This is a genomic window from Marivita sp. NO-S04 (assembly GCF_059070475.1).
On record NZ_CM180980.1, the window covers coordinates 1,019,598 to 1,038,829 of the forward strand.

The 19,232-nt window shown below is 60.5% G+C and carries 21 protein-coding genes and 1 other RNA gene; 9 read left to right on the top strand and 13 right to left on the bottom strand.

Features of this window, described 5'->3' with window-relative positions; genetic code table 11:
- The first annotated feature begins 6 nt into the window (after positions 1 to 6).
- Positions 7 to 393, top strand: coding sequence for an ankyrin repeat domain-containing protein (locus tag ACK3EW_RS05450; protein ID WP_493808769.1), 387 nt, complete (start codon positions 7 to 9; stop codon positions 391 to 393).
- Positions 394 to 462: 69 nt separating this feature from the next.
- On the opposite strand, the gene ACK3EW_RS05455 is transcribed toward ACK3EW_RS05450, so the two are convergent.
- Positions 463 to 1,029, bottom strand: a complete 567-nt coding sequence (locus ACK3EW_RS05455; protein WP_493808770.1) for a 5-formyltetrahydrofolate cyclo-ligase — start codon at positions 1,027 to 1,029, stop codon at positions 463 to 465.
- Positions 1,026 to 2,420, bottom strand: a complete 1,395-nt coding sequence (gene mgtE / locus ACK3EW_RS05460) for a magnesium transporter (RefSeq protein ID WP_439120330.1) — start codon at positions 2,418 to 2,420, stop codon at positions 1,026 to 1,028. Before mgtE ends, ACK3EW_RS05455 begins: the two co-directional genes overlap by 4 nt.
- 130 nt (positions 2,421 to 2,550) lie before the next feature.
- Between mgtE and guaD the strand changes: the two genes are divergently transcribed.
- Complete coding sequence (gene guaD / locus ACK3EW_RS05465) at positions 2,551 to 3,840, top strand: guanine deaminase (RefSeq protein WP_493808771.1); 1,290 nt, start codon at positions 2,551 to 2,553, stop codon at positions 3,838 to 3,840.
- A 29-nt stretch (positions 3,841 to 3,869) separates the two neighbouring features.
- Here guaD and ACK3EW_RS05470 read toward each other — a convergent pair whose 3' ends face one another.
- The 8 genes from ACK3EW_RS05470 to ACK3EW_RS05505 all read right to left on the bottom strand — a co-directional run bounded on the left by ACK3EW_RS05470 (position 3,870) and on the right by ACK3EW_RS05505 (position 9,809).
- A complete protein-coding gene (locus tag ACK3EW_RS05470; RefSeq protein ID WP_493808772.1) occupies positions 3,870 to 4,178 on the bottom strand; it encodes a hypothetical protein in 309 nt (102 codons plus the stop codon).
- A 174-nt stretch (positions 4,179 to 4,352) separates the two neighbouring features.
- Positions 4,353 to 4,520 (bottom strand): 50S ribosomal protein L33, encoded by a 168-nt coding sequence (gene rpmG, locus ACK3EW_RS05475; RefSeq protein WP_028958297.1) that lies wholly within the window; start codon positions 4,518 to 4,520, stop codon positions 4,353 to 4,355.
- A gap of 123 nt (positions 4,521 to 4,643) precedes the next feature.
- Positions 4,644 to 5,019, bottom strand: an RNA gene (rnpB, locus tag ACK3EW_RS05480) — RNase P RNA component class A.
- A 148-nt stretch (positions 5,020 to 5,167) separates the two neighbouring features.
- Positions 5,168 to 5,878 carry an alpha/beta fold hydrolase gene (locus ACK3EW_RS05485; RefSeq protein ID WP_493808773.1) on the bottom strand — a complete coding sequence of 237 codons (711 nt, stop codon included), beginning with the start codon at positions 5,876 to 5,878 and terminating at the stop codon, positions 5,168 to 5,170.
- 3 nt (positions 5,879 to 5,881) lie between these two features.
- Positions 5,882 to 7,015: a cobalamin-independent methionine synthase II family protein gene (locus ACK3EW_RS05490; RefSeq protein ID WP_493808774.1), complete on the bottom strand. Its 1,134-nt coding sequence runs from the start codon at positions 7,013 to 7,015 to the stop codon at positions 5,882 to 5,884.
- A gap of 109 nt (positions 7,016 to 7,124) precedes the next feature.
- Positions 7,125 to 8,456: an 8-oxoguanine deaminase gene (locus ACK3EW_RS05495; RefSeq protein ID WP_493808775.1), complete on the bottom strand. Its 1,332-nt coding sequence runs from the start codon at positions 8,454 to 8,456 to the stop codon at positions 7,125 to 7,127.
- A gap of 118 nt (positions 8,457 to 8,574) precedes the next feature.
- The gene (hisN, locus tag ACK3EW_RS05500) at positions 8,575 to 9,375 is read right to left on the bottom strand and encodes a histidinol-phosphatase (RefSeq protein ID WP_493808776.1); all 801 of its coding nucleotides are present in this window, start codon (positions 9,373 to 9,375) and stop codon (positions 8,575 to 8,577) included.
- Between the two features lie 53 nt (positions 9,376 to 9,428).
- Entirely contained in the window at positions 9,429 to 9,809 is a 381-nt protein-coding gene (locus tag ACK3EW_RS05505; protein WP_493808777.1) for a helix-turn-helix domain-containing protein, read from the bottom strand.
- A 352-nt stretch (positions 9,810 to 10,161) separates the two neighbouring features.
- Between ACK3EW_RS05505 and ACK3EW_RS05510 the strand changes: the two genes are divergently transcribed.
- On the top strand, positions 10,162 to 11,067 hold the full coding sequence (locus tag ACK3EW_RS05510) for an NADPH:quinone oxidoreductase family protein (protein ID WP_493808778.1): 906 nt from the start codon (positions 10,162 to 10,164) through the stop codon (positions 11,065 to 11,067).
- Between the two features lie 50 nt (positions 11,068 to 11,117).
- Here ACK3EW_RS05510 and ACK3EW_RS05515 read toward each other — a convergent pair whose 3' ends face one another.
- Positions 11,118 to 11,993 carry a LysR family transcriptional regulator gene (locus ACK3EW_RS05515; protein ID WP_493808779.1) on the bottom strand — a complete coding sequence of 292 codons (876 nt, stop codon included), beginning with the start codon at positions 11,991 to 11,993 and terminating at the stop codon, positions 11,118 to 11,120.
- Positions 11,994 to 12,117: 124 nt separating this feature from the next.
- Between ACK3EW_RS05515 and ACK3EW_RS05520 the strand changes: the two genes are divergently transcribed.
- Together ACK3EW_RS05520 and ACK3EW_RS05525 are read left to right on the top strand one after the other, a co-directional pair.
- The gene (locus ACK3EW_RS05520) at positions 12,118 to 12,339 is read left to right on the top strand and encodes a DUF1127 domain-containing protein (protein WP_493808780.1); all 222 of its coding nucleotides are present in this window, start codon (positions 12,118 to 12,120) and stop codon (positions 12,337 to 12,339) included.
- Positions 12,340 to 12,503: 164 nt separating this feature from the next.
- Positions 12,504 to 13,247 carry a Bax inhibitor-1/YccA family protein gene (locus tag ACK3EW_RS05525; RefSeq protein WP_493808781.1) on the top strand — a complete coding sequence of 248 codons (744 nt, stop codon included), beginning with the start codon at positions 12,504 to 12,506 and terminating at the stop codon, positions 13,245 to 13,247.
- 108 nt (positions 13,248 to 13,355) lie between these two features.
- Here the strand turns inward: ACK3EW_RS05525 and ACK3EW_RS05530 are convergent, their stop codons facing one another.
- Positions 13,356 to 13,757 carry a hypothetical protein gene (locus tag ACK3EW_RS05530; RefSeq protein ID WP_085629204.1) on the bottom strand — a complete coding sequence of 134 codons (402 nt, stop codon included), beginning with the start codon at positions 13,755 to 13,757 and terminating at the stop codon, positions 13,356 to 13,358.
- 188 nt (positions 13,758 to 13,945) lie between these two features.
- On the opposite strand from ACK3EW_RS05530, the gene ACK3EW_RS05535 reads away from it, so the two are divergent.
- From ACK3EW_RS05535 to ACK3EW_RS05550, 4 genes are all read left to right on the top strand, one after another.
- The gene (locus ACK3EW_RS05535; RefSeq protein WP_493808782.1) at positions 13,946 to 15,631 is read left to right on the top strand and encodes an NAD(P)H-dependent oxidoreductase subunit E; all 1,686 of its coding nucleotides are present in this window, start codon (positions 13,946 to 13,948) and stop codon (positions 15,629 to 15,631) included.
- 65 nt (positions 15,632 to 15,696) lie between these two features.
- Entirely contained in the window at positions 15,697 to 17,109 is a 1,413-nt protein-coding gene (gene ftsY, locus ACK3EW_RS05540) for a signal recognition particle-docking protein FtsY (protein WP_493808783.1), read from the top strand.
- A 94-nt stretch (positions 17,110 to 17,203) separates the two neighbouring features.
- Positions 17,204 to 18,109, top strand: coding sequence for an EamA family transporter (locus ACK3EW_RS05545; RefSeq protein WP_439120316.1), 906 nt, complete (start codon positions 17,204 to 17,206; stop codon positions 18,107 to 18,109).
- 3 nt (positions 18,110 to 18,112) lie between these two features.
- A complete protein-coding gene (locus ACK3EW_RS05550; protein ID WP_493808784.1) occupies positions 18,113 to 18,712 on the top strand; it encodes an inner membrane-spanning protein YciB in 600 nt (199 codons plus the stop codon).
- 33 nt (positions 18,713 to 18,745) lie between these two features.
- Here ACK3EW_RS05550 and ACK3EW_RS05555 read toward each other — a convergent pair whose 3' ends face one another.
- A complete protein-coding gene (locus ACK3EW_RS05555; protein ID WP_493809693.1) occupies positions 18,746 to 19,180 on the bottom strand; it encodes an Lrp/AsnC family transcriptional regulator in 435 nt (144 codons plus the stop codon).
- Positions 19,181 to 19,232 lie beyond the last annotated feature (52 nt).

The window sequence follows — 19,232 nt, forward strand, 5'->3', positions numbered from 1 at the left end:
GGCAGAATGTCTAAGAAACTCAAATCCAGAGAGACTTTGGATCAACTCCTCTTGTCATGTTCCGAAACCCTGTTCCCCGCTGAAATGGGTGAAGCTCCAGTTCACATAGACAGCAGAGACTCCGATGGTGATACCCCATTGCATGTGATGCTTTGGCGAGAGAATACGTACGGAGCATTGTTACTTATCGAGGCGGGTGCCGACTTGAACGCCGTTGGAGACATGTCAGAGACGCCGCTTCATGTCGCCGTAGGCCGAGGAAACATTGTTGTTGTCAAGGCGCTCTTGAAATCTGGTGCAAATCCGGCGGCGAAATCTGAATTTGGGAAGTCACCCAAAGAAATGGCCTTCGAACTGGGAGGCGAGATGCGACGGTGTTTTGGCAACCTGTGACTTTATGAGCTTAGTATTGCAAACGGCAGTTTTGTCCGCACACCAGACACAACCGCAACCCATCAGCAGTCAGACCGACCGCGCGATCTCGATGACCTCCCGCTCGGTCACGATCATGTCGAGCGGTTGGTCTGTTGGCTCCAGCGGCAGGTCATCGGCCTCTTGCGCGGCGTAGGCAAAGCCGATCGCCAGAGTGGCGCGTTGAGTGCGCAGACCTTCCAGTGTGCGGTCATAGAACCCGCCGCCATAGCCCAGCCGTCCGCCTGACCGGGAGAACGCGACCAGTGGCACGATCAGCACTTCGGGGGTGATCAGCCGTTCTACGGCAGGCACGGACGCGCCAAATGGGCCATCGACCAAAGCGCAGTCAGGCTCCCATTGCGAGAACACCAAGGGTGCTCCGGCGGCGCGGATCACTGGCACGCCCACCGGCCCATGTGCTGCGGCTTCGGCCATGGCGGGCAGGGGGTCGATCTCGGTTCGAATCGGCAGGTAGCCCGACACCGGCACACCGCGATAGCCAGCGAGCACTTCGCTCAGATGGCCAGCTGCACCGCGATGCCCCGCCTCGTGCGCGGCCTTACGGCGGGCAAAGGCGGCTTTGCGCGCGGCAGCCTTGCGCGCGTCCAATGTCACAGCAGCACCAGCACGGCGAGGCCGAGGAAAGCAAAGAAGCCGACCACGTCCGTGACCGTGGTGACAAAGGCCCCCGAGGCCAGCGCCGGGTCAATACCAAGTTTTTCCAGCACGATGGGGATCGCCGTGCCTGCAAGCCCGGCCACGACAAGGTTGATCACCATTGCCGCCGCAATCACGCCCCCCAGCGCGAGCGAGCCAAACCAGACATAGCCGACGATTCCCATGATCACGGCAAAGGCAATTCCGTTGATCAACCCCACGATGACCTCGCGTCGGATCACCCGCCAGACGTTTGATCCGGTCAGGTCTTTGGTCGCCAGCGCCCGCACCGCAACGGTGAGCGACTGCGTCCCGGCGTTGCCCCCCATCGAGGCGACGATGGGCATCAGCACCGCCAAGGCGACGATGGTGGCGATCGCGTTTTCGAACTGCGCGATGACGAGGCTGGCGAGGATCGACGTGATCAGGTTGACCAACAGCCATGGAAACCGCCGCTTGGTGGTTTCGCGCACGCGGTCCGAGAGCGAACTTTCACTGTCCACACCCGCCAGACGCAGCACGTCTTCTTCGTGCTCTTCGTCCAGCACCGCCATGGCGTCGTCGATGGTGATGACACCCACCAACCGCTCGTTCTCATCGACCACCGGGGCCGAGATCAGGTGATACTGGTTGAACGCATAGGCGACTTCGCCTTCGTATTGCGCGACCGGGATCACGTGGAAGGTGTCCTCGACCAGTGATTGCAACATCACCTCGCGGCGCGATCCCATCAGCTTGCCCAGCGTGACATTGCCCACCGGGCGCAGGCGCGGATCAACCAGCACAATGTGGTAGAATTGATCGGGCAGATAGTCAGAATTGCGCAAGTAATCAATAGCTTCTCCGACATTCCAGTGTTCGGGAGCCATCACCACTTCACGCTGCATCAGGCGTCCGGCGGAATATTCCGGATAGGTGAGCGATTGCTGAACCGCGACGCGGTCACTGTCTTCGAGCGCGTCAAGGATCGCGTCTTGCTGTCCTTGTTCAAGATCCTCGAGAAGGTCGACAACGTCGTCGCTTTCAAGATCGCGGACGGCGTCGGCCAGAACTTCCGGCGACAGCAGGCCAATGACCTCTTCCCGAATGGATTCGTCGAGTTCCGACAGGATGTCGCCGTCGAACTCCTTGTCGTAGAGCTTGATCAGACGCATTCGGTCGAAGGCGTTGATCTGTTCCAGAAGGTCGGCGATGTCAGCCGGGTGCAACGGCTCCATCAGCGCGACAAGCTCTTCACGGTCGTCCCGGTCTACGGCAAACAGGATTTGCGCCACGGCCTTGCGACCAAGGCTGTAGGCGTCTTCGGTGTCTTCGACCTCGGGTGCCTCGATGGTTGGATCGTCGCTCATCTTGCCCCCTCGCTGTGCGCTTTGTGTCACCTTTACGCAATCGGCTCGGGAGAAAACAGAGCGTCCGCGTGATTTACCAACTCTGTATCTAGAGATAGGTTCACGCAGCCAGTGTCAAAAAGGGCATTCCATGTCAGATATCACGCTTCACCTTGGCCAGACGCTCTGGTTCAGCAGCGATCCCATGATCGACGGGCCGGACGCCGCCCATCACGACTCGCGCGGCGCGATCGCGGTGCAGGGGGGGCATGTGGTGGCGCGCGGCACGGCGGACGACCTGCGGCGCGACTATCCGCAGGCTGCGGTTGAGGATCATGGGCAGGCACTGATCCTTCCGGGTTTCATCGACGCGCATGTGCATTATCCGCAGACCGCAATGATCGCGAGCTGGGGCAAGCGGCTGATCGACTGGCTCAACACCTATACCTTCCCCGAGGAGATGCGGTTCGGCGATCCGGACTATGCCGCCGAAATTGCAGGCCGGTATATGGATCTGGCCCTGTCGCACGGCACCACGACCATGTGCAGCTATTGCACGATCCATCCTGAAAGCGTGGACGCCTATTTCACCGCCGCCGCCGCGCGGGGCATGCGAGTGCTGGGTGGCAAGACCTGCATGGACCGCAATGCGCCCGACGGTCTGCTGGATACCGCGCAATCAGCCTATGACGACAGCAAGGCGCTGCTGGAACGGTGGCACGGGCAGGGCAGGGCGTCCTACGTCGTCACACCACGATTCTCGCCCACCTCGACGCCCGAGCAATTGTCCGCGCTGGGCGCATTGTGGGCCGAACACCCTGATTGCCTGATGCAAACGCATCTAAGCGAACAGACCGACGAGATCGCCTGGGTACGCGGACTCTACCCCGAGGCACGGGATTATCTGGACACCTACGAAGCGCATGGCCTGCTGGGGGCAAACGGCCTCTTCGGCCACGCGATCCATCTGGAACCCCGCGAACGCGACCGCCTGCGCGAGGTTGGCGCGGCTCTGGTGCATTGCCCAACCTCAAACACCTTCATCGGGTCGGGGTTGTTCGACATGGCCGGGCTCGTGGCCGAGGGTCAGCGCGTCGGGCTGGCAACGGATACCGGCGGCGGGTCGTCTTTTTCAATGCTACGCACGATGGCGGCGGCCTACGAGGTGGCGCAATTGCGCGGTGTGGCGTTGCATCCGTCGGCCTTGCTGTGGCTGGCAACCGAAGGGTCGGCGCGTGCGCTGCGGATCGCGGACCGGGTGGGGACTTTGGCACCGGGGTCTGAGGCGGATTTCATCACGCTTGATCTGGGATCAACCCCCGCCATCGCGCAACGCAGCGCACGGGCTGGAGACATCTGGGAGGCGGTGTTCCCGACAATTATGATGGGCGATGACCGCGCAGTGTCCGGGGTTTGGGTGATGGGGGAGAGAAAAGGCTGACATGTGGCTTGCAAAGGATTTTGACTTGCTCAGCTCGACAGTCTTTTTCGAAATAAAATGAGTAAGGAGCCGAAAAGTATGGCTCCGCCACCAACCGCTCCGCTGATATAAAGCTGATCCAGCAATATGGCTGACGTGGACCATCCCGAATACTCACCCGGTATCAACGCCCCGCGAAACAAGGCCGCCAGACTTCCAAGAGCAAAGCCCAAAAAAACAAGTATTGATCCAACTACAACAAAAACGGACTGCGGAATCGAGATCGAACGACCTGCGATAATGAATGTAAATGCGGTAAGAGCTGGCACTCCAAACCCCAAAGCCAAAATGTGTTCCATAGCTCGTGTTCTCTTGGAAAAAGAAATTTTCGGTTTGTTCCCATGTCTTGGGATACAAGTGCTTTTGCCCTGAGTCTGTCGGACTTCTCCCTCTTTGAGGGCTACGAGCATAAAAAAACCGCGCCCGGGTTGCCCCGGCGCGGCTTTTCTTCACTGTCCGTGTGAATGGAAGACTTACTTGATTTTGCCTTCTTTGTACTCGACGTGCTTGCGCGCGACGGGGTCGTACTTCCGAACAGACATCTTTTCCGTCATCGTCCGCGCGTTTTTCTTGGTCACATAGAAATGACCCGTTCCCGCAGACGAGTTCAGGCGGATTTTGATTGTGGTCGGCTTCGCCATGGGTCGTCTCCTGCACCGGGCAAAGGATGCCCGTGAATTCCAGTATGAAGGCTGCCTTCTACCCGCGCGCACGGGTGAGTCAACCCTTCTTGCGGGACTTCGTCGTCAAAACGGCCACAAAAAACGCGCGGAGGGCCTGTAAGCCGGATTCTGTCCCCCTTGGGTTGCCCCAAGGATAGATGACCATTCCTCTGGGACCGATGTTGCCATCGGCCTCGTGCTGCCAACCCGGGGATCTGGGCTGAAGCGACCCTGCCGACACGCGGCGCGATCCCCCTATTCGGCATTGCTCCCGGTGGGGCTTGCCATGCGGGGACTGTTGCCAGCCCCCCGGTGGGCTCTTACCCCACCGTTTCACCCTTACCCTGACCAAAATCGGGGCGGTCTGTTCTCTGTGGCGCTTTCCGTCAGGTTGCCCTGCCCGGGCGTTACCCGGCACCATTGCTTCAGGGAGTCCGGACTTTCCTCCCCATATAGGGGCGGCCATCCGGCCCTCCGCGCGAGACGTGGGGTAGGGCAAGTGCCTGGTGCGGTCAATCACCATGCGACCGCGCCACAGTCAGTTCTTCTTCTTTTCTGAAATATGTCGGGGGGTTTGGGGGGCTGGCCCCCCAATATATCGGATCGGCATGTGCCGATCCGATGCGTTAACGCAGAACGTAAGGCTGGTGCAGCCATTCCCAGAGCGCGTCATTGGTCTCGTCCGGGGTTTCCAGCGTCGGCAGGTGTCCGGCGTCCTCGAGCACCACCAGCCGCGCATGCGGGATCAGTTCGGCCATAAAGGTATGACGCTTGACGGGACACAGCGCATCATGCGCACCGCACAGTACCAACGCGGGTTGGCGGATCTTGCGCAGGGTCGATTGCTGGTCGCGGCGGCGCTGCAGGGCGCGGGACTGGGCGATGAACACCTCGGGTCCCAATGTGTGTGCCATGTCCATCACCGTTTGCAGCACGGCGGGGCGGCGGGGGCTGGGGGCAAGGTAATTGGGTTTCAACTCGTCGCGCATCACCTCGGTCAGCTTGCCCGACTTCACCTTGACGATCTGCGGTTCGCGGTTGGCGGCAATAGGGGGCGTTTCGGCAAGGCAATTGGTGTCCATCAACGCGATGCGGGTCACGCGTTCGGGGGCGCGGCGCAGGATCTCCATCGCCACGATGCCCCCCATGCTCAGACCGGCCAGCGCGAATTTAGGCGGCAGAAGCGGCAGGATGGCCGACGCGATCTCCTCGATCCGCTGACCATGCGTGATCGGCGCGACCATCACTGGATGGGTGGCGGAAAACGCCCTGATTTGCGGCTCATAAAGCCGCGCGTCGCACATCATGCCGGGCAGAAAGACGACGGGTTCTATCATGGCTTAGAGACGCGCAGACGCAAGTGCGGCGCCCTTGGCCAATGTTTCAAGCTTGGCATAGGCAATCTCGGGGTCCACCGCGCCAAACCCCGCAAATGTCCCGAATCCGCAATCGCTGCCTGCGATCACGCGGTCCGCACCGACGATGTCGGCAAAACGTTCGATCCGCTGGGCCACCACTTCGGGGTGCTCGACGAAGTTGGTGGTCGAATCGATCACACCGGGCACCAGCACCATGTCCTCGGGGATCTCCGCCTTCCGGTCGCGAAACACAGTCCATTCATGGGCGTGACGCGGGTTCGAAGTCTCGAAAAGCACTTGTCCTGCGCGCACTTTCATCAGGGTTGGGAACACGGTGTCCATGTCGATGTCGCAGACATGTGGGCCTTCGTAATTGCCCCAGCAAATATGCACCCGCACGCGGGCAGGGTCGATCCCATCGAGCGCATGGTTCATCGCCTCCACATGGGCATCGGCGATCTTGACGAATTCGGCATCGCTCAGATCGGTGAAGATCATGTGCCGCGAGAGAGCCAGATCGGGGCAGTCAAGCTGTAGCATCAGCCCGCTGTCCACAATGGTGCGATACTCATCCCGCATCGCATCCGCCAAAGCAGCCAAATAAGCATCGCGGGTGGGGTAGAAATCGTTTTGCAGGAAGAGCGAGATCACACCGGGGGAGGCGGCGTTCATGAACGCCTCGGTCGCGCCGTGTGCCGCCATCCCGGCCTTCAGGTTGGCAATGTCAGTTTCCAACTCGCCCTGACCCTTTGATGTGACCTCACCCACACACATGGGGCGCGCGTATTTCGGTGTGCCGCCATCATCTTTCAGCCGTTCAAGGAAAGTCGGGTAGAGCTTCAGATCCGCTGGTGCATTGCGTGGGCTGTCGCCGTCAAACCCAGTGTAGCGGTCTTTCACGTAGGTGGCGTAGCTGATCTTGGAGGTCTCGCCGTCTGATACGATGTCGATGCCCGCCTCGACCTGCCTACGCACGGTATTGCTGGCGGCCTCGGTCATCGCTGCGTCAAACGCGGTGCTGTCATAGTCCTGACGGTTTTCGCGGGCGAAGATGAAATCCACCACCTTCTGCGTGCGCGGCAGCGATCCGACATGGGTGGTCTTGATGCGTGTCATCGGCGCGGTCCCTTGGTCTGCATAGGTTTGCAGCGACACTAACAAATCATGCGCTGGGTGCCAGATGCTTCGACGCATCTGGCAAAGCTTTTCGAAAAGCTTTGGGGGCTCACCCCATCAGCGCGCGCGCCAATGCGTTCTGCCGTTCAACCACGAGCGGCAGATCAATGGTGGTCACATGCCCGTCGCGCACGATCTGGCGACCCTCGACCAGAAGGTGCTTCACCTGCGTTGGCCCCGCCATGAGAAGCGCTGCCGGGTCCCAGCTTCCGGCGCTCTCAACGCTGGTCACATCCCAGATGGCGATATCGGCACGTTTGCCAAGGGCGATCTGGCCACAATCGGGGCGACCCAGAACCTCGGCCCCGCCACGGGTGGCGATGAAAAGCGCTTCCCGCGCGCTCATGGCGTTTGCGCCATTGGCGACCCGTTGCAGCAACATGGCCTGCCGCGCCTCTGCCGCCAGATTGCCCGCGTCATTGCTGGCCGATCCGTCGACTCCTAAACCCACCGGCACGCCTGCGTCGCGCATCGCACGGACCGGCGCGATGCCTGATCCAAGGCGGCAGTTGGAACAGGGGCAGTGCGCCACCCCGGTGCGGGATTTGGCGAAGAGGTCGATTTCTTTCCCGTCGAGTTTGACGCAATGTGCGTGCCAGACATCGGGGCCCGTCCAGCCAAGGTCTTCGGCGTATTGGCCGGGGCAGCAGCCGAACTTTTCAAGGGAATAGGCGATGTCCTCGTCATTTTCGGCCAAATGGGTGTGCAGCATCACCCCCTTGTCGCGGGCCAGAAGGGCCGCGTCGCGCATCAGGTCGCGACTGACCGAAAAGGGCGAGCAGGGGGCAACACCCACCCGCACCATGGCGCCTTCGCGCGGGTTGTGATGGGCGTCGATCACACGGATACAATCTTCGAGGATCGCCGCCTCATCTTCGACCAAAGCATCTGGCGGCAAACCGCCATCGCTTTCGCCAATGCTCATCGCGCCACGTGTGGGATGAAAGCGCATCCCGATCTCTTGGGCGGCGGCAATGGTATCATCCAGCCGCGCGCCATTGGGATAGAGGTACAGGTGATCCGAGGTGAGCGTACAGCCCGACAACGCCAGTTCGGCCAGCCCGATCTGGGCCGAGGTGAACATCTCTTCGGGGCCAAAGCGCGACCAAATCGGATAGAGCGTCTGCAACCACCCAAAGAGCAGCGCATCCTGCCCACCGGGCACCGCGCGGGTCAGCGTCTGGTAGAGGTGGTGGTGTGTGTTCACCAGCCCCGGTGTCACGACGCAGCCTGTGGCGTCGATGGTATCCTCGGCACCCGTCAATCCTGTGCCAATGTCGGTGATGACACCGTTTTCGACACGAATGTCCGCCTGCGCCAGTTCCGACAGGGTGGCGTCCATTGTGACGACGGTGGTTGCGTTCTTGATCAGGATGGCCATGCCGTTCCCTCCACACAAAATGTGCCCTTTTCGGTGTGGATAACCCGCCGGGGCGACAGAAAAGGAGCGGAAGGACTCGCCCGGGCGGGATCAGGTGTAACGCCAAAAGCCGCGTTTGTCAGCCATTGAGAAGCGCCAAGGCCGCTGCGTGCAGCTCTGGCGTTGCGGCCGCCAGCGCAGTGCCGCCGTCATGGGCTGGAGACCCGTCCCATTGCGTGACGACGCCGCCTGCCGCTTCGATCACGGCGATCGGCGCCTGAATGTCATAGGCGTTGAGCCCTGCTTCGATCACCAGATCGATCTGCCCGGCCGCCAGAAGTGCATAGGCGTAGCAATCGCAGCCATAGCGGGTCAGCTTGACCGTGGGGGTGACGCGCTGGAACGCCTGACGTTGGGCATCTGTGCCGATCTCGGGAAAGGTCGAGAACAGGATGGCTTGGGACAGATCGGTGGTCGATTTGGTGCCAAGTGTGTCGCTGCGCCCGGGACCTGTCCAGTTACAGCGACCAAGCCCGCCCATGAACCGTTCCCCGACATAGGGTTGGTCGATCATGCCCATGACTGGGCCGGTGTCATCGGAAAGTGCGATCAGCACGCCCCATGTTGGGGTCCCACTGATGAAAGACCGTGTTCCATCGATCGGATCAAGCACCCATGTGAGGCCACTGGTGCCTGCGACGCTGCCATGTTCTTCACCCAGAATGCCGTCATCGGGACGCAGATCGGCCAGCACATCGCGCATTGCGGTTTCCGCCGCGCGGTCGGCGATGGTGACGGGATCAAACCCGCCTGCCAGCTTGTTGTCGGCGGTAAGTCCAACAGAACGAAAATGTGGCAAGATCGCCGCACGGGCGGCCTCTGCCATGCGTTCGGCCACTGACCAAAGGTCAGCGGCATCGTCCGAAGTGAATTTTGTCATGAAGTGCCTCCTGCAAGCAGCCCGACAAGGGCTACCTCAGGCGGCTTTGCTGCTCAAGCAACGTCTGACAACACGCGCGCCAGTTCGAACAGGCGACGACGTTGGTTTTCGGGGATCGAATAGTAAGACCGGATCAGATCCAGTGCTTCCTTGTCACCCAAAAGATCTGCCGGGATCGCTTCGGCGCCGACTGTTTGCGTCTCTTTCTTCTCGGCGTCTTCGATGCCTTCGAAGAAGAAGGCTACCGGCACGTCCAATGCATCTGCAATATCCCAGAGGCGGGACGCGCTGACGCGATTTGCGCCGGTTTCGTATTTCTGGATCTGCTGGAATTTGATCCCGACTTTTTCAGCCAGTTGCTGCTGGGTCATCCCGACCAGCCAGCGCCGATGCCGAACCCGCTTACCCACATGGACGTCAACAGGATGTGCCATCTTGCTCCCTTTCGCCAAACTTTGCTTCGTCTTTTTGTTTCGGACAGGAAGATAGGCAAAGGTGCTTTCGCAAGGCTTAAGCAGAACAACCTATCCGTTTATTGATGGCCGGAAGCTATAGTATGACAGGTATGAGGGCAAGAAAATTGGTCTGCGCCTTCCGAAAAACATTCACCCATTTCAATAACTCGCAGGTTTTTGTGGTCGTGTTAACGCAAACACTCTGTTGGCCGCGTGACAGTGACGTGCGCGTAAGCCAAAGTCATATCGTGAAAATTTAATTTGGGAGCCCGCTTTGAAGGCGTTTCAGGTCCACAATCACGATACCGCACCGAAAATCCACGATGTGGTCATGCCGGAACCCGCAGCAGGTGAGATTCGGGTGCGAATCCACGCCTGTGGGTTGAATTTCGCTGATCTTCTGATGGTCAAAGGCACCTATCAGGACACGCCAGAGTTGCCATTCACGCTTGGTATGGAGGTGTCTGGCACCGTCGATGCCCTGGGCGCAGAGGTCGAGGGATTCGCTTTGGGTGACCGTGTCGCGGTGTTCGGGGGACAGGGCGGGCTTGCCGAATACGGCTGTTTTGATGCGCGCCGGGCGGTGCAGCTGCCGGATGCGATGTCCATGGTCGATGCGGCGGCGTTTCAAATTGCGTATGGCACCAGTCATGTGGCGCTCGACCACCGGGCGCGGTTGCAGCCGGGCGAGACATTGCTGGTGCTGGGGGCTGCTGGGGGCGTTGGACTAACGGCGGTCGAAATCGGCAAGTTGATGGGAGCTAACGTCGTGGCTTGCGCGCGCGGCGCGGCCAAGCTTGAGGCGGCCAAGGCGGCTGGGGCGGATCACTTGATCGATGCTGAAACGCAGGACATTCGGGCTGAAATGAAATCCTTGGGCGCTGCCGACGTGGTCTATGATCCGGTCGGGGGCGAACAGTTTATGGCGGCCTTCCGATCCTGCAAACCAGAGGCGCGGCTTTTGCCGATTGGATTTGCCAGCGGAGACGTGCCACAGATCAAGTCGAACCACCTGCTCGTCAAGAACCTGTCGGTTCTGGGAGTGTATTGGGGCGGATATCTGCAATTCCGGCCCAAAGTGGTGACCGATAGCCTGGCGACCTTGATGGAGTGGTATTGTGCGGGTCGGTTGACGCCGCATGTGAGCCACGTTCTTGCGCTTGATGCGGCCAACGAAGGGCTGGAACTTTTGCGCAGCCGTGCGTCCACTGGCAAGGTTGTTGTCACCATCGCCTGATAGCGCTTGGCCGCGGTTTCGAAACCGCGTCCAAGGCCCTTCAAAAAGCCTTACTCTGCCGCGCGCAGGTCCACGCCCGAAATCGCCGCAAATTCCCGCCGCAAAAGATCGCACAGCGGCTCGATGATCTGCGGCCGGGCCGTTCCGCGATAGAGCGCCACCGATTGGTATCCAAGATCTGGCAGATTCGCGCTGGCCGGGATCGCTTCGAACTGCGGTGGCTCGTGACCTTCGAGCACCGAAGTCACCGCCAGATCGGCGCTCACCGCCACGTCGATGGCGCGGTCGCTGTCCGAGGACAGCACAAGATCCCATTTCTCACCGCTTTTTTCCAATGTGTTCAGCGCCACGGGCCGGAACGAGCAATGATTGCAGAACGCAACGGGCAGGGGGGACACTTTCCACGCCTGCCCACCAGGTGCGCCATACCAGCGCAGCGGGACTTTCATCAGGATCTCGGCGGCACCGTCGGGCTTGGTTTCGGTGGTCAGGATCACATCCACCTCTCCCCGCGCAAACCGTTCCCTCAGGTCGCTGGAATAAGAACTGTGCAACTGCACTTTCACCCGGGGAAAATCACGCTGCATCGCTTTCATCACATTGGGAATGGCGGGGTATATGATGTCATGCGGCACCCCGAGGATGATTTCCCCTTCCCACACCGTATTTGTCAGTTTGCCGTAAACCTCGTCGTTCAGATCGACGATGCGCCGGGCGTAGGTCAAAAGTTGCTCTCCCGCGGATGTGAGCGCGACACCGCGTCCCTGTCGGTCGAGCAGGGTCAGATCAAGGCTTTCCTCAAGCCGTTTGATCTGCATCGACACCGCCGATTGCGTCAGGTTCAGAAAAGACGCCGCCCGGGTCACGCCACCCGCGTCGGCGACCGCGATGAACGAGCGGAGCGTGGTGATGTCGAGGTTTCGCATGCATCACGATCCATGATGATTGAGTTCAATAACATTCGTTTCACAAATGATAATAGCAGGGCCATATACATCAGGCAATACGATGGTTGGCGTCCCAATCATCACGAAACAAAAGGTATTAGACATGCAAAGCTTGATGAACACCGGTTTGAGCCACGCCGCTTTGACCGCCCCCCGCCGCAGCCTGATGGCCCGTATCTCGAGCGCCATGGCGCTGCACCGCAGCCGTGCCCGTCTGGCGTCGCTTGATGCGCATCTTCTGGACGATATCGGTCTGGATCGTCGCACCGCCGAAGCCGAGGCAAACCGCCCCCTTTGGGACGCGCCGGCCTCATGGACGAAGTGATCACAGGCAGTCCGGCGCACAAGATTGCTTAAAAATGTATATGCCATGCATTTTTTGGCAGTAAGAATGTGTCGGACTGCTTGAAATATCCCCCCGAAGCCCCGATATTCTGAACATCTGCCCCCGCAGGTGCGGTGGGCATCCATTTTATTTCGGAGGGATGAATGGCTGAGTATAACACAATCCGGACGACCGGCGTTGCTGGCGCCCGAGCCGCCCAGATTGATGAGGGTCTGCGCGCGCATATGAGTAAGGTGTACGGCACCATGTCGATCGGCATGCTGCTCACCTTCGCTGTCGCTTGGGCCGTGGGCACAAGCCCCGACCTGCTTGCGGTCTTCCGCGATCCTGCAACGCTTCAGCCGAACATCCTTGGCTGGATCGTGATGTTCGCACCGCTGATCATGGTATTCACCATGAGCGCGATGATCAACAAACTGTCGGCCGCTGGTGCACAACTGTTCTTCTACGCGTTCGCGTCCGTCATGGGCCTGAGCCTTGCTTGGATTTTCGTGGCCTTCACCGGCATGTCCATCGCGCAGATCTTCCTCGTGACCGCGATCGCATTCGCGGGTCTGTCGCTCTACGGCTACACAACCAAGAAAGACATCTCGGGTTGGGGCGCATTCCTGATCATGGGTGTGATCGGCCTGATCGTGGCGTCCATCGTGAACATCATCCTTGGCTCGCCCGCGATCATGTTCGCGATTTCGATCCTCGGTGTGCTGATCTTCGCCGGTCTGACCGCATATGACACGCAGAACATCAAGAACACTTACCTCCAGCACGCCGCACATGGCGATAAAGAATGGATGGCGAAGTCGGGTATCATGGGCGCTCTGAGCCTCTACCTGAACTTCATCAACATGTTCATGTTCCTGCTGCAGCTGTTCGGCAATCGCGAATAAGCGACGCTATTCCTAAATTCGAAAGGCCGGTCTTTTGACCGGCCTTTTTCGTTTGTTCAAAGGAACGCGCTCTGCGCTGCTGTATGTTCAGAATTCTATGGCGCGGCGTCAGACCCCGACTTCAGGCCCGAGGCACATCATCGGCTCGTCGTTCTGCTGCGCCTCGTACAGGGTTGTCGCGTTCGGATCATTCTCGAAGATCGCCCGCAAGCCGTTTGCTTCCTTGAAGAATGACCAGCATTGCGGCGTCGGATTGTCCTCGTAGACAAAGCAGATCATGCCCTGATCTTCGTACCAGACCCCATCCTTGCACTGACCATCCAGAAACGACCATCGCACGCGCCGGTCCTCGAGATATTCTTCGACTCCGTAAGCCTGACCGTTCTGCCCGAAATAAAGCGTTTTGCCCTCGACATAGGCCTCGAATTGCGCGCCGTTCATCGGTTCGGCGGCAAAACAAGGTGTGGACAGCAAGGCCACAAACGCGGCGGATCGAAGTGTTTGTCTCATGGCATGAGCCTAGCCAAGACCGGTCGCCTGCACAAATGACATCGGCGTAAGATTTCCGAAATTCTACATAGGTTGCCCATGCGCGCAGGCGGCAGGGCGGTTGGACCGCGTTTAGCGTCGTTTTCAGGCTCGTGGCGATGGCGCGCCTGTGCGAGTTTGCCGCCAGACGCGAACAAAGGACGACCCCGATGGCATTGGACGAACGCAAAGGTGTTTGGAAATCCGGACGCGGCAAGGGCCGCAAGACGCCCAAGGGCCGTCAATACACCGACGAGGCTCTGGCCGAGGTGCAGGCTCTGCTGGGCAATCATCCGCATCGCCGCGATCTGCTGATCGAATTCCTGCACCTCATTCAGGACGCGTACGGCCATCTGAGCGCCGACCATCTGCGCGCTTTGGCCGAAGAGATGCGCCTCAGCATGGCCGAGGTCTACGAGGTCGCCACCTTCTACGCGCATTTCGATGTGGTGAAGGAAGGCGAAACCCCACCGCCCGCACTGACCATCCGGGTCTGCGATTCGCTGTCCTGCGAATTGGCAGGCGCGCAGGCCTTGCAACAGGCGCTGGAAGACGGGCTTGACCCGGCAGAGGTGCGCGTTGTCCGGGCCCCGTGTATGGGCCGCTGCGACACCGCCCCGGTGCTGGAACTGGGTCACAACCATATCGACCACGCCACCCCGGAAAAAGTGCACGCCGCCATCGCGGCAGACGAAACCCATGCGCATGTCCCCGACTATCAGGACCTGAACGCCTACCTCAAAACTGGCGGCTATTCCGCGCTGATGGACCTCCGTGCCAACGGCAATTGGGAAGACGTGCAGGACAAGGTCCTCGCCTCAGGCCTTCGTGGTCTTGGTGGGGCGGGATTCCCGTCTGGCAAGAAATGGGGCTTCGTCCGCGCCAATCCCGGCCTGCGCTACCTGGCCGTCAACGGGGACGAGGGCGAGCCCGGCACGTTCAAGGACCGCTTCTACCTCGAACGCGTTCCACATCTTTTCCTCGAAGGCATGCTGATCGCCGCATGGGCGGTCGAAGCGGAGACCTGCTTTATCTACATGCGCGACGAATACCCGGCCGTTCTCGAAATCCTGCGCCGTGAAATCGCAGCGTTGGAGGCCACAGGCATGGTCGCCCCCGGCTATATCGACCTGCGCCGTGGCGCGGGCGCCTATATCTGCGGCGAAGAATCCGCGATGATCGAATCCATCGAAGGCAAACGCGGTATGCCCCGCCACCGCCCGCCTTTCGTGGCGCAAGTTGGCATCTTCAACCGCCCCACGCTGGTGCACAACGTCGAAACCCTCTACTGGGTCGCCCGCGTCTGCCGCGAAGGGCCGGAATGCCTGAGCAGCACCGAAAAGAACGGCCGCAAGGGCCTGCGCTCTTATTCGGTGTCGGGGCGCGTAGCCGCTCCGGGCGTCTACCTGCTTCCCGCAGGCAGCACGATCACCGACATCATCGACGCCGCAGGCGGCATGGCCAAGGGCCACAGCTTCAAGGCCTACCAGCCCGGTGGGCCTTCCTCGGGCATCCTGCCCGCGTCGATGAACGATATCCCCCTCGACTTCGACACGTTGCAGCCACACGGGTCCTTCATCGGTTCCGCTGCCGTGGTTGTTCTGTCGGACAAAGACAGCGCGCGGGATGCCGCGCTCAACATGCTGCGCTTCTTCGAGGACGAATCCTGCGGCCAGTGCACCCCCTGCCGCGTGGGCTGCGAAAAGGCCGTCAAGCTGATGCAGGCCGAGCATTGGAATCAGCCGCTGCTCGAGGAGCTGTGCACCGCTATGGCCGACGCGTCGATCTGTGGGCTGGGGCAGGCCGCACCAAACCCCATTCGCCTGACGATGAAGCATTTCCCGGACGAGGTCTGAGCCTTCCATCTTGGCCGGATAAGGACTAGGTGAAAGGGGAACGACCCAGACACGGACGGTCCCACATGTCCTTTTTCGGCAAGCTGAAATCCAAGCTCTTCAAATCCTCGTCCAAGCTGGACGAGGGGTTGGACGCCATCGTCTCCGACGGTGGTGAGGAAACCCCAACCCCGGAAGTGCCGCCGCCCAGCGACCCGACCCCGCCGTCCCCACCTGCGCCGCAAACGCCGCCGCCAGACGTGCCCGCACCTCCAACTCCGGAAGAGGTGCCAGAGCCCGACCTGCCAGAGCCAGAGCTGCCGGAACCGCCAACACCCCCAGAGGTCCCGCAGCCAGATCTGCCCGCACCCGAAACACCGCAGGAAATCCCGCAACCCGATTTGCCGCCGGATACATCGCCCGCACCCGGCCCTGACATGCCCGCACCCGAGCCGACCCCGGTCAGCCCGCCGCCACCTCCTGTGGAAACCCCACAACCCAGCGATCCGATTCCGGCACCTCCCACCGAGGTGCAGCCCTCCGCGCCGCTCGAAATACCGGTACAATCGGTCGGCCTTGTCGAAGAGACCCCAGTTGCCGAGGCCCGCAAACCCGGCTTCCTCGGTCGCCTGCTGGGTCGCACCACAGCCCCGACTGAGATTCGGCGCGAGCTCGACGACGACATGCTGGAACAGCTCGAAGAGCTGCTGATCCAGGCCGACATGGGCGTCGACACCTCGCTACGCGTGACCGCCAACATTGCCGAAGGGCGCTACGGCAAGAAACTCAGCGTGCGCGAGATCAAGGAATTGCTCGCGGGCGAAGTGGCCCGCATCATGGAGCCGGTTGCCAAACCGATGCCGCTCTACCCGACCAAGCCGCAGGTGGTGCTTGTCGTCGGCGTCAACGGCTCGGGCAAGACCACAACCATCGGCAAACTCGCCAGCCAATTCCGCGCAGCGGGCAAGAAAGTGGTGATCGCCGCAGGTGACACGTTCCGCGCTGCTGCTGTCGAACAGTTGCAGGTCTGGGGCGACCGCGCGGGGGTTCCGGTTCTCACTGCTCCCGAAGGCTCCGACCCCGCCAGCCTTGCCTTTGATGCCATGACCAAAGCACAAGCCGATGGCGCGGATCTCTTGATGATCGACACGGCAGGCCGTCTGCAAAACCGTCAGGACCTGATGGAGGAACTGGCCAAGATCGTCCGGGTCATTCGCAAGAAAGACCCCGACGCGCCGCACAACACGCTGCTGGTGCTTGACGCTACGACCGGTCAGAACGCATTGAGCCAGGTGGAAACCTTCCAGAAACTGGCCGATGTGACCGGCCTCGTAATGACCAAACTCGACGGCACCGCCAAAGGCGGTGTGCTGGTGGCGCTAGCCGACAAGTTCGGTCTGCCGATCCACGCCATCGGGGTGGGGGAGCAGATCGACGATCTGCAGCCTTTCGATCCCGAGGAATTCGCAGCGGCCCTGACGGGGCTTGCCACCGAATGAGCGCTTCTTTGGGCCCCAAATACCTCGGGGTGAGGCGCGCAGCGCCGAGGGGCAGAGCCCCTCAGACGGATTTTGCAAAATCCGTCCACCGCCCATGATCAGCGACTTTATTGTCTCCATCGAAGGCACTGAGGCCGGGAAACAGCTTGCCCTCTGGCTGGCGCTTCTGGCCGCCGTGTTGCACGCCGCGTTCGGCGCGTTGCAGAAGGGTAAACATGATCCGTGGATGTCGCGCGGGGCGATCGACATCAGCTACGGTCTGATGGCGGCCCCCTTTGCGCTTTTCGTGGTCCCATGGCCAGAGCCGCATATGTGGCCGATCTTTGCGGGCGCGTTTATCATCCACTTGGGCTACAAGCTTTTGCAGGCGCAGGCCTACACCAAAGGTGCGTTTACCGTTGTCTACCCCGTGGTGCGCGGCACAGGGCCGCTTTTTGCCGTTATCGGCGCGTATCTGATTTTCGGAGAGGTTTTTTCCGTCACCCAATGGCTGGGCCTTGCGGTGCTGCTTGCGGGCATCTTCGGGCTTGCGGTCTACAACCTGATCTATCTTGTGTCCGAGCGCGACACGCTTCCCATCGCCTTGATGCTCGCCGTGGCCACTGGCCTTTTCGTGGCACTTTACACCACGTATGACGCCTACGGCATCCGTGCCACAGCCAACCCGTTCACCTTTCTGGCGTGGTTCTTCATGATCGATGGCATCGCCATGCCGATCATCGCAGCCCTGCGCTATCGCAACATGACCCACAAACCCGCTCTTGGCCCACTGGCTGTCAGAGGTGTGATCGGCGGGTTGGTGGCTTTTTTCAGTTTCGGCTCCATCATGGTGGCCACGCGCCTCGACAATGTGGGCGAAGCGGCGGTTCTGCGCGAAACATCGACAGTCTTTGCCGCGATCATCGGTTGGGTCTTCCTGAAGGAAACCGTGGGTCCGCGAAGGATTGCGCTCATGGCCCTGATCGCGCTAGGGGCTGTCATTGTGGAATTTGGAGGCTGAGATTTGGCACAACGGCATGTCCCGCAATGGGTGAAATCTGCATTGGAACTGGGCCCGGTGATCGGATTCTTCGTGGCCTATCTCTGGGTCAAGGACGAGGTCTTCACCTTTGGCGGCACCGAGTATGACGGGTTCATCGTTGCCACCGCCGTGTTCATCCCGGTGATCCTCGCCTCGATGGGGCTTTTGTGGTGGCTCATGGGTCATATCAGCCGCATGCAGATCGTCACTGCTGTTCTGGTGGTGGTGTTCGGCGGGTTGACGGTCTGGCTCAATGATGACCGGTTCATCAAGATGAAGCCCACCATGGTCTATTCGCTGCTCGGAGGTATCCTTGCTGTGGGCCTCTTGCGCAATCAAAGCTATCTGCGTGTGGTCATGGGGGAACTTTTGCCGATGGAGCAAGAGGGCTGGATGATCCTGACCAAGCGGATGACCGGGTTTTTCTTCCTGCTCGCGATCTCGAACGAGATCATCTGGCGCACGCAAAGTACGGAAACCTGGGTCTATTTCGAAACCTTCGTTCTGACCGGCGCGACCTTTGTGTTCTTTATCGCCCAAGCGGGGGTGATCCAGAAATACAGCACCGCCGAGGAAGACTAGGGGCCACGTCGCTTTAAGGCTGCGCCGCCTAACCTAACCCCGACGGTCGATCTTGGTCGACAGGTGGATAAAGCTCTCTGAGCTTTGAACGCCTTTTGCCTCGGCAATATCGTCCAGCGTGCGGTCCAGATCCTGTGTCGTCTGGGCACTGATCTCGACCACCAGATCGACCCGGCCCGACACGGTGAACACCGCCTCAACATTCGGCAGTGACTGCAGACGGGACAGAACCGCAGGCCCGGTGCGTGGCGCAATCGACACCAGTGCGGTGGCCCGGATCGGGGCGGCAAGAGCATCGCCGCTGCGCAGGGTGAACCCGGCGATCACGCCCTTTTCCAGCAGCCTGTCGATGCGCGTCTGCACCGTGGTGCGCGCCAATCCCAGCTTGCGGGCAAGTTCCGCCACCGGCATCCGCGCATCGCGGCGCAGCAGCGTGATCAAGTCGGCGTCTGTTTCGTCGATCTGTATGCTCATTCCGTCAGTCTGAAGGCAAAAGAGTCTGTTTTGCAAGAACTGCCGA

Coding starts and splice junctions, on each gene's coding strand:
- ACK3EW_RS05450 (WP_493808769.1), top strand. CDS start 7: ATGTCTAAGAAACTCAAATCCAGAGAGACTTTGGATCAACTCCTCTTG.
- mgtE (WP_439120330.1), bottom strand. CDS start 2,420: ATGAGCGACGATCCAACCATCGAGGCACCCGAGGTCGAAGACACCGAA.
- guaD (WP_493808771.1), top strand. CDS start 2,551: ATGTCAGATATCACGCTTCACCTTGGCCAGACGCTCTGGTTCAGCAGC.
- ACK3EW_RS05470 (WP_493808772.1), bottom strand. CDS start 4,178: ATGGAACACATTTTGGCTTTGGGGTTTGGAGTGCCAGCTCTTACCGCA.
- rpmG (WP_028958297.1), bottom strand. CDS start 4,520: ATGGCGAAGCCGACCACAATCAAAATCCGCCTGAACTCGTCTGCGGGA.
- ACK3EW_RS05485 (WP_493808773.1), bottom strand. CDS start 5,878: ATGATAGAACCCGTCGTCTTTCTGCCCGGCATGATGTGCGACGCGCGG.
- ACK3EW_RS05490 (WP_493808774.1), bottom strand. CDS start 7,015: ATGACACGCATCAAGACCACCCATGTCGGATCGCTGCCGCGCACGCAG.
- ACK3EW_RS05495 (WP_493808775.1), bottom strand. CDS start 8,456: ATGGCCATCCTGATCAAGAACGCAACCACCGTCGTCACAATGGACGCC.
- hisN (WP_493808776.1), bottom strand. CDS start 9,375: ATGACAAAATTCACTTCGGACGATGCCGCTGACCTTTGGTCAGTGGCC.
- ACK3EW_RS05505 (WP_493808777.1), bottom strand. CDS start 9,809: ATGGCACATCCTGTTGACGTCCATGTGGGTAAGCGGGTTCGGCATCGG.
- ACK3EW_RS05510 (WP_493808778.1), top strand. CDS start 10,162: ATGCCGGAACCCGCAGCAGGTGAGATTCGGGTGCGAATCCACGCCTGT.
- ACK3EW_RS05515 (WP_493808779.1), bottom strand. CDS start 11,993: ATGCGAAACCTCGACATCACCACGCTCCGCTCGTTCATCGCGGTCGCC.
- ACK3EW_RS05520 (WP_493808780.1), top strand. CDS start 12,118: ATGCAAAGCTTGATGAACACCGGTTTGAGCCACGCCGCTTTGACCGCC.
- ACK3EW_RS05525 (WP_493808781.1), top strand. CDS start 12,504: ATGGCTGAGTATAACACAATCCGGACGACCGGCGTTGCTGGCGCCCGA.
- ACK3EW_RS05530 (WP_085629204.1), bottom strand. CDS start 13,757: ATGAGACAAACACTTCGATCCGCCGCGTTTGTGGCCTTGCTGTCCACA.
- ACK3EW_RS05535 (WP_493808782.1), top strand. CDS start 13,946: ATGGCATTGGACGAACGCAAAGGTGTTTGGAAATCCGGACGCGGCAAG.
- ftsY (WP_493808783.1), top strand. CDS start 15,697: ATGTCCTTTTTCGGCAAGCTGAAATCCAAGCTCTTCAAATCCTCGTCC.
- ACK3EW_RS05545 (WP_439120316.1), top strand. CDS start 17,204: ATGATCAGCGACTTTATTGTCTCCATCGAAGGCACTGAGGCCGGGAAA.